This window comes from Chromatium okenii (genome assembly GCF_016583745.1).
GTDB classification, from domain to species: Bacteria; Pseudomonadota; Gammaproteobacteria; order Chromatiales; family Chromatiaceae; genus Chromatium; species Chromatium okenii.
Genome location: NZ_NRRQ01000004.1, coordinates 122,346 through 129,016, shown reverse-complemented (window position 1 = coordinate 129,016; position 6,671 = coordinate 122,346). Strand labels below are relative to the sequence as shown.

Genomic DNA, 6,671 nt, shown 5'->3' with positions numbered 1-6,671 from the left:
CGGAGTAGCGATTAAAAACTGAATGTAATCTTGTTCGGTACATTTTGCAGCGTTCATCTTTGTATAGCCAAGCCAGAATAAATTGATTGCGGCACAACAGTAGGATTGAAGGTGCTGCGCCGATTTTAACAATCATTTTGTGGTGGATCGACTATATTCTAAAGCTATTTTTGGTCAACTGCGTAACTCCTACAATATCGAGAAAATATTTATTAACGTCGATGGTTTCAGTTACTTGAAAGAAACGTCCCAAAGGCTTCATGACAAAATCTATACCGCCATCGTTAGCATTTGTCCGCCCTGTTTTGTAAAGGATTAAGAACTCTTCGGAAATGGTATCTTTGGTTTCACCGATCCATACAGTTTCCTGACGATATTTGGCTTTGAGAACCGCGTAGCTCACAATCTCAAATACACGCGCATCGACATTCTGTTTCAACTGCTGTACAACAAAATCAACAGCCTTTTTGAAGTCGCTTTTTCCAAGTTCGCTAATTTGTCGGCATGACTCAAGGAAACCTTCAAACGCAGCCTTCTTTATTGCGACATAAGCATCAATAATGTCGATGATTGCGTGAGCAATGTTGTAGGTATAGTCCACGCCGTCCTTTCGACGAATGGCAACTTGCAACAGGTCTTCCTGAATCCAGTAGCGTTGTGACTCCACATCGCGCACGATTGGCGATTTGCCCACTGTTGGATAGAACTTTTTGAATTCATCATTCAAACGGGAATTTAGCGCATGATTTTGCAGCTTTGCTCCAAATGGAAGTTCACGTTGTCGTTTGAATAAGTCTGAAAAACGAGCGCCTTGATACTTAGAATATGGCATCGCCGTCTTGCCATCAGCAAAACCATTCTCGATGTAATTCTCAACTACAACGTATAAAGCATAGTGATTGGCAAAAGCACCACGAGCCTTGGAGCCTCGGTTTGCTGCTTTAGTCTTATTATTCAAATAGCCAAGAATTGGACTCGCCTGAAAAATATCTTCAGCGTATTCGCCGAAATGCCGTCGCAGCACTTCGATGATTGTTGAGGTAAAAGCGTGTTGTGCTATTTCAAATTTAGACATCAAAAAGCCCTATCTGTTTTTTCTCGATTACACCGCCGTGAACACCGTTTCCATTCTTACGGACATAGATTTTTTCGAGAGCGCAAATTTCTTCACCATTGAACTGGCTGGCAATGCCAAGGCGACGCAGACCAACTTTTATATAGTTTGCTTGAAACTCAATCCCAATTGATTTTCGGTCAAGTCGCTGCGCGACTGCGCAAGTAGTAAATGTGCCACCAAAAGGATCAAGAACAAGTTCGTTAATATTTGTGCTGGCTTTAATGATGCGTTCTAAAAGTGCCTCAGGCTTCTGACTGGGATGATCTTCATATTCGACCATGCGGTAACGAACACGCGGGATATACCAAGTATTACCGGGAATTTTTGTTGTTTTGTATGTGGTGGGAACTTTTTTGCGATAGTCGATAAGTTTTCTCACTGCGCCAGTTTTAGCTTCCACTTTAATCTCATCTGCGTTGAATGTATATGCTTTTGGGTCTTTGACGCAAAAAAGAATTGGTTCGTATAAAGAACCAAAGTAATTTTTAGCTTGAACGCCAGAACTGTCATAGTGCCAAACAATCCGGGAAAGAATACTCATACGCTCTCGAAGCCACAGGTCCAAGTAAGGCATTGCCTGTGTACTAGTCATTAGATAAAGACTGCCTGTTGGTTTAAGTTTTCTGATACACAAATCAAGCCAGTGATAACACCACTCGGCATAGTCTTTATCAGACGGCCAAATATCTTTGAATTCGCCGAAGCGTTTTCCAATGTTATATGGTGGATCTGCAAATACTAAATCAACTGATCCATTTGGTATATCCGGTAGTACCGCCAAGCAATCACCGTAGTAAATGGTGGCATCTTGGCTTGTGTATTTTTTAAAATCATTCATGTGTAACTGTCACCTGTAAAACTTCGGCTTCAAACTTAATGAAACCGAAGTTAATTTCAAAATCAGTCATTTTGACGTGTCTATTTCGCAATCAGCTTATAACAATCACGTCAAATGACTTCTCTAAAAAATTACGCTTCAAACCACCGGCACCACCGACCGGCAATAACGCGGACGATGCGCCAAAATTGCCAGCAAATCCGCGATTCTTTCCCGCAAATCGCGCCGATCTAAAATCATATCCAATGCGCCCTTATCCATTAAAAACTCACTGCGTTGGAATCCTTCCGGCAATTTCTCCCGCACCGTTTGTTCAATCACTCGCGGCCCCGCAAAGCCAATTAACGCGCCCGGTTCGGCGATATTCAAATCGCCCAGCATCGCTAAACTCGCCGACACGCCGCCCATTGTCGGATCAGTCATTACCGAGACAAACGGCAGTGCCGCTTCGCGCATTCGCGCCAGCGCCGCGCTGGTTTTCGCCATCTGCATCAGCGAAAACAAACTTTCTTGCATTCGCGCTCCGCCGCTGGCAGAAAAACACACATAAGGCGCATTCATTTCCAATGCCGCATCGACGCCGCGCACAAATCGCTCGCCAACTACCGAACCCATTGATCCGCCCATAAAACTGAATTCAAACGCCGCCACCACCAGCGGCGCATCTTTTAAGCGTCCGCGCATCACCACCAGCGCATCTTTTTCACCCGATTGCTTTTGCGCCAGCACCAGCCGTTCTTTGTACTTTTTCAAATCCTTGAATTTCAACGGATCAAGCGATTCCAATTCCGCGCCAATTTCCTCGCGGTGCTCAGGATCAAGAAAAGTATCTAAGCGCCGCCGCGCCGTGATGCGATTGTGGTGATTGCACTTCGGGCACACTTCTAAATTGCGCTCCAATTCAGCGCGATACAAAATCGCATTGCAGCCGGGGCATTTCGCCCACACGCCTTCGGGCACGGCGCGTTTCGTGCTGGCTTCAATGCGGATGCGGCGCGGCACTAATTTTTCAAACCAGCTTTTGCTTTTATCCATCGCCTGTTTTAAGGCGGCTTCCGGTTCAGTGATGATCGCCATCGCCATTACTCCGCAGCGCGTGAAGTGACAGAACAATCAACAGCATCAATCGCTTGCCGCAGTTCTGCTAAAAAATTCCCGATGGTGTCAGGAATGCGTTCGGGCGTCGCCGCCAGCGTTTCGATTTGGCTGACAATCGCGCTGCCGACAATCACCGCATCGGCGACCTGCGCCACCTTCGCCGCAGTTTCGGCGTCCTTGATCCCAAATCCGACGCCAACTGGCAACGGAATCAACGACTTAATCGCGCCCACTTGCGCCGCGACCGCTGCCGTATCGAGATGACCCGCGCCGGTGACGCCCTTCACCGAGACGTAATACACAAAGCCGCTGGCAACATCGCCAATCAGTTTGATCCGCGCTGCGGTGGAGGTCGGCGCGAGCAAATAAACCAAATCCAGCCCCTGCGCCTTCATCAACGCAATCAGGTCGTGCCCTTCTTCGGGTGGTAAATCAACGATTAACGCGCCATCGACACCAGCGGCAGCGGCCTGCTGCGCAAATTGCGCATAACCCATCACTTCAATCGGATTGAGATAACCCATCAGCACGACCGGCGTCGTGCCGTCGTGCTCACGGAATTGCCGCACCATTTCCAGCACGGCAGTCAGCGACACGCCCTGCGCCAGCGCCCGCTCGGTCGCCCGCTGAATCACCGGCCCGTCCGCCATCGGATCGGAAAACGGCACGCCCAGCTCAATCACATCCGCGCCCGCGCTGACCATCGCTTGCATCAGCGGCACGGTGATTTGTGGCGTGGGATCGCCAGCGGTGATAAATGGAATCAGCGCAGTGCGCTTGGAATCTTGAAGTTGTTGAAAACGTTGTGCAATTCTGCTCATAACACTAACCCGTCCAGCGATGCGACCGTGTGCATATCTTTGTCTCCGCGCCCGGACAAATTGACCAAAATGTTCTGGTCGGGGCGCAACGTCCGCGCCAGCTTGTGCGCATACGCCAGCGCGTGGCTGGATTCGAGCGCCGGAATGATGCCCTCGGTGCGCGTTAAATGATGAAACGCCGCGAGCGCCTCGGCATCGGTGATCGCGTCATAACTGGCGCGACCGCTGTCTTTCAGCCACGCATGTTCGGGGCCGACGCCGGGATAATCCAAACCGGCAGAAATTGAATGGGTTTCAATGATTTGCCCGTTGGCATCTTCCATCAAATAGGTGCGATTGCCGTGCAACACGCCGGGGCGACCGGCCGTCAACGGCGCAGCGTGATGACCGGTTTCAATGCCATCGCCCGCTGCTTCGACGCCATAAATCGCCACCTCGCGGTCGTTGAGGAACGGATAAAACAGCCCAATCGCGTTGGAACCGCCGCCGACGCAGGCGACCAGCGCATCCGGCAGGCGACCGGTGCGCTCCAACATCTGCGCTCGTGCCTCGCGCCCAATCACCGCTTGAAAATCGCGCACCAGCATCGGATACGGATGCGGGCCAGCGACGGTGCCGATGATGTAAAAGGTGTTGTCGATATTCGTCACCCAGTCGCGCATCGCTTCGTTGAGCGCATCTTTCAACGTGCGCGAACCGGATTTGACCGGCACGACGGTCGCGCCCAGCAGACGCATCCGATAAACGTTGGCTTCCTGCCGCGCCACGTCCACTTCACCCATATAAACCACGCATTCCAACCCGAGCCGCGCCGCAACTGTCGCGCTGGCGACGCCGTGTTGACCTGCGCCGGTCTCGGCGATGATGCGGGTTTTGCCCATCCGCTTGGCGAGCAACGCCTGCCCCACGGTGTTATTGACCTTGTGCGCACCAGTGTGATTGAGGTCTTCGCGCTTGAGATAAATCTGCGCTCCGCCCAGCTCGCGGCTCCAGCGTTCGGCGTGATACAGCGGCGACGGACGCCCGACGTAATCGCGCAAATCGGCGTCCAATTCGGCTTGAAAATTGGGATCGGCGCAGCAAGCGGCATACGCCAGCCGCAATTCTTCGAGCGGGTGCATCAGGGTTTCGGGCACAAACATCCCGCCATAAACCCCGAAATGCCCGTGTTCATCGGGCAGCGTGTAATTGGAAAAATCCGAAATCCCCCCCTGCCCCCCTTTTTCAAAGGGGGGAGATGAAGAGGTGTCTTTTTCAACGGGGGAAGATGAAAAGCCCCCCTTTAGCAAAGGGGGGTTGGGGGGATTTTCCACAGGGTGGTTGGGATTTTTATCAGCATGTATCGCCATCTTTAACTCCTTGCATAAAAGCGAAAATTTTTGCGTGATCTTTAACGCCTCGCGCCAGCTCAACGCCGCCACTGACATCGACGCCGTAAGGTCGCACCTGTTGAATTGCTGCCGCGATATTGCTCGGATCAAGCCCGCCCGCCAGCACGATCTGCGCGGCGATTTCGGGCGGAATCCGTGCCCAATCAAACTGTTGCCCGGTGCCACCAGCGCGAGTCGGATCAAACGCATCGAGCAATAAACCGGCAGCGCCAGCACTCATAAACCGCTCCATTTCAGCCTGAAGATCAATCTCCGGGCGCATCCGCAACGCCTTGATCCAACGCCGTCCGAAGCTGGCGCAGAACTCCGGCGGCTCATCGCCATGAAATTGCAGCAAATCCAGCGGCACCTGCGCCAGCGTGGCGTGAATCGTCGCTGGCGCAGCATCGACAAATAAACCGACCGCGCTGACAAACGGCGGCAAGTTTGCGCACAACTGCTGCGCCAGCTCCGGCGTCACCGCTCGCGGACTGGGCGGATAAAACACAAAACCGAGGGCATCCGCGCCCGCTGCAACGGCAGCAGCAACGGCGGATTTATCAGTCAAACCACAGATTTTGACGCGGGTACGAGACATGGCTTTTGAGTTGTCAGTGTTCAGTTGGTTGTGCAGAGCGTTGCAGCAATTGGCAACTGCGGTAGCACAAATTGGGCGGGATAATCAGCGCGGACGAAATACAGCCCCTGCGGCGGCGCGGTAACGCCACCTTGTTTGCGGTCGCGCAGCGCCAGCAATTGCGTCGTCCATTCCACTGGCGCATGACCGCGCCCAATCGCAATCAACACTCCGGCGATATTGCGCACCATGTGATGCAGAAATCCATTTGCGCCGATGTGCAGCGTCAGCATTTGGTCTTGTTCTGTGAGCTTGAGATAATGGACGCGGCGAATTGGACTTTTCGCTTGGCAGGAGATAGCGCGGAAACTGGAAAAATCGTGCTCACCGACCAGCGCCGCTGCCGCTTCACGCATTCGCGCCACATCAATCGCGCCATAAATCCACACGGCGCGATCCCGTTGCAGCGCCGAGTGCATCTCCGTCATCTGAATGTGATAGCGATAATGGCGGGCAATCGCGCTGAATCGCGCATGAAAACTGGCATCAAGCGGCTGCACCCAGCGCACCGCCACATCCGGCGGCAAATTGACATTGGTGCCCAGCAACCACGCCCGCTCACTGCGCTGCGCGGTGGTATCGAAATGCACCACCTGCTCCAGCGCGTGAACGCCAGCATCGGTGCGACCGGCCGCGTGCAGCGTCACCGGATGATTGGCAACCCGCGCCAGCGCCGTTTCCAAACTGGTTTGCACCGTGCGCACGCCCTGCTGCTGAGTTTGCCAGCCGTGAAAGGCGGTGCCGTCATATTCCACGCCGAGCGCGATGCGCTGCGGCATTGCTTGTAAAT

Annotated in this window: 7 protein-coding genes; all 7 read right to left on the bottom strand. The window is 52.9% G+C overall.

Translation table 11 applies throughout. The features are described 5' to 3' along the window. Positions 1-151 precede the first annotated feature (151 nt). Positions 152-1,075 (bottom strand): hypothetical protein, encoded by a 924-nt coding sequence (locus tag CKO12_RS02715; RefSeq protein ID WP_200153191.1) that lies wholly within the window; start codon positions 1,073-1,075, stop codon positions 152-154. Then, positions 1,068-1,955 (bottom strand): adenine-specific DNA-methyltransferase, encoded by an 888-nt coding sequence (gene yhdJ / locus CKO12_RS02710; RefSeq protein WP_200153190.1) that lies wholly within the window; start codon positions 1,953-1,955, stop codon positions 1,068-1,070. The genes CKO12_RS02715 and yhdJ overlap by 8 nt, the downstream gene beginning before the upstream one ends. Positions 1,956-2,093: 138 nt before the next feature. Further along, complete coding sequence (accD, locus tag CKO12_RS02705; protein WP_105074754.1) at positions 2,094-2,990, bottom strand: acetyl-CoA carboxylase, carboxyltransferase subunit beta; 897 nt, start codon at positions 2,988-2,990, stop codon at positions 2,094-2,096. A gap of 47 nt (positions 2,991-3,037) precedes the next feature. Further along, positions 3,038-3,874 carry a tryptophan synthase subunit alpha gene (trpA, locus tag CKO12_RS02700; RefSeq protein ID WP_200153189.1) on the bottom strand — a complete coding sequence of 279 codons (837 nt, stop codon included), beginning with the start codon at positions 3,872-3,874 and terminating at the stop codon, positions 3,038-3,040. Further along, a complete protein-coding gene (gene trpB / locus CKO12_RS02695) occupies positions 3,871-5,223 on the bottom strand; it encodes a tryptophan synthase subunit beta (RefSeq protein ID WP_274599885.1) in 1,353 nt (450 codons plus the stop codon). Before trpB ends, trpA begins: the two co-directional genes overlap by 4 nt. Continuing rightward, the gene (locus CKO12_RS02690) at positions 5,207-5,842 is read right to left on the bottom strand and encodes a phosphoribosylanthranilate isomerase (RefSeq protein ID WP_200153188.1); all 636 of its coding nucleotides are present in this window, start codon (positions 5,840-5,842) and stop codon (positions 5,207-5,209) included. The genes trpB and CKO12_RS02690 overlap by 17 nt, the downstream gene beginning before the upstream one ends. A 20-nt stretch (positions 5,843-5,862) precedes the next feature. Next, a complete protein-coding gene (truA, locus tag CKO12_RS02685; protein WP_200153204.1) occupies positions 5,863-6,660 on the bottom strand; it encodes a tRNA pseudouridine(38-40) synthase TruA in 798 nt (265 codons plus the stop codon). Positions 6,661-6,671: the final 11 nt, after the last annotated feature.

Bases quoted from the DNA above. Each gene is read 5' to 3' on its own strand.
- CKO12_RS02715 (WP_200153191.1), bottom strand. From the start codon at position 1,075: ATGTCTAAATTTGAAATAGCACAACACGCTTTTACCTCAACAATCATC.
- yhdJ (WP_200153190.1), bottom strand. From the start codon at position 1,955: ATGAATGATTTTAAAAAATACACAAGCCAAGATGCCACCATTTACTAC.
- accD (WP_105074754.1), bottom strand. From the start codon at position 2,990: ATGGATAAAAGCAAAAGCTGGTTTGAAAAATTAGTGCCGCGCCGCATC.
- trpA (WP_200153189.1), bottom strand. From the start codon at position 3,874: ATGAGCAGAATTGCACAACGTTTTCAACAACTTCAAGATTCCAAGCGC.
- trpB (WP_274599885.1), bottom strand. From the start codon at position 5,223: ATGGCGATACATGCTGATAAAAATCCCAACCACCCTGTGGAAAATCCC.
- CKO12_RS02690 (WP_200153188.1), bottom strand. From the start codon at position 5,842: ATGTCTCGTACCCGCGTCAAAATCTGTGGTTTGACTGATAAATCCGCC.
- truA (WP_200153204.1), bottom strand. From the start codon at position 6,660: ATGCCGCAGCGCATCGCGCTCGGCGTGGAATATGACGGCACCGCCTTT.